Source organism: Corynebacterium sp. MSK204, from assembly GCF_030229885.1.
Lineage (GTDB): Bacteria > Actinomycetota > Actinomycetes > Mycobacteriales > Mycobacteriaceae > Corynebacterium.
The window spans coordinates 1-1,601 of the sequence record NZ_JASPGQ010000044.1; the positions used below are offsets into that span (position 1 = coordinate 1).

A 1,601-nucleotide genomic window follows, 5' to 3' on the forward strand; every position below is an offset into this window, starting at 1 on the left:
ACCAGAAACGAAGAAAAAATCGCTGCCTAACCGCTAGGTAGCTCTACTACGTGTCCACGATTTGCGGGCAACCCCACATCGTTTGCCAACGCAGCAGGATTATTCCAGTCCGTCAAAAACCTGTTCGCAATATCGCCATACTGAGCCGGATCCAACGAACCCACAAACGCATTCCACGCCTTCACAAGATTCGACGGGTTAAAAACACCCCAATTATCCCGCACAATATCAATAACCGAATCCCACAAACGCTGCGCCGCCCGATAAAGATTACTGCCCGCACGAGCAATATCAGACAAAATCTCACCCGAGGTCATCCGCTTAATGAAATCACCAGAAATATCATTCCACCGGCGCATCGCATCACGAATGAACTCATTAACGTCAGTAATATTCTGCCGGTTCAAAAAGCCACGCAGCGCATCACCAACCATCTTGCCCACATCACCAGACACCTGGCCCAGGCGCCCAGCCCACGCACGAATAGGACCAGACCACTGCGCGAAACCAGCAGAGGACACCATATTCGCCAAAGCATCACCCAAAGCCGGGAAATCCACCGACGCAATCGCATTATCAATCAGATGGTCAACATCCCCACGCATAATGGCATCAAGCCAATCCTGCCAATTCGCCCCCATCGTAGCGACAAAATCACCAATAGCCTTTTGCACATCACCATTGGACAAACCAGCAATCAGCCCACCAACACCAACGCTCGACCACAGTGTGGCAATCTTCTTCAACGCATGCGCCACCGACTTACTCCGACGGCGCAGCCACGACATCGCATGGTCAAACGCCGCACGAAAATTATCCAAATTAGCGCCGCTAATAAGGTCACGCGGAGCCCAATCCGCAATAATGCGCAGCAACTCCGAATCAGTCATATCCGCAACCGTGTGCTCCACACGATTAATCAGCTGGTCCACCGCATCCAACAACGACCGCTCAGAAATACGCGAAATAATATCCAGAGCAGTAGACACATTCACCCGAATCGCACCAAGATTCGTCAACCGGCCATCGCCAGTAATATAGTCCACCCACTCGCGCACCTTGCCAGCAAACGCAAAATCCGGCCCCATATCCTCACGCGAAGAAGGCTCCTGCGGGGCCCTATCTACCAGGCGATATAAGCACACACCATTAGAATCCGGCGTGCACGACAGCGTCACCACACTGCCGGCCAACTCAGCCCGGTTAAACGCCTGCGAATCAATCGACGTGACCACCGCACGAGGCACAAACAACCGCACACGCTGCCCATCAGCCGCCAACAAATCAAAATTCAACGACCGATAAGGCAACGCCCCATCAAGACGCTCTTCAACCCTCACACGCGAAGAATCAAACAGCTCTTTCACGCCACCATCAGGATGAGTAAGCCGCATCACCGCCGAATTACCCAACTCCATAAACGACACCGACAGGCTCACCCCATCCGGTGAAGAGACAGTACTCATCGACAGCCCAGACCACGACTTCGACTCCTCAGAATCCACCGACGTATCCACCGACACCCGGGCCCGAACCCCGGAAAGTGGACACGGGGATTTAATCAAGATGCGATAGTAAGTGTAGCTGATCCGGCGGCTTCG

Annotated in this window: 1 protein-coding gene; it reads right to left on the minus strand. The window is 53.3% G+C overall.

Features of this window, described 5'->3' with window-relative positions; all coding sequences use genetic code 11:
• Positions 1 to 26: 26 nt before the first annotated feature.
• A partial coding sequence (locus QP908_RS11700) for a hypothetical protein (protein ID WP_284772359.1) occupies positions 27 to 1,601 on the minus strand: 1,575 nt, incomplete at its 5' end.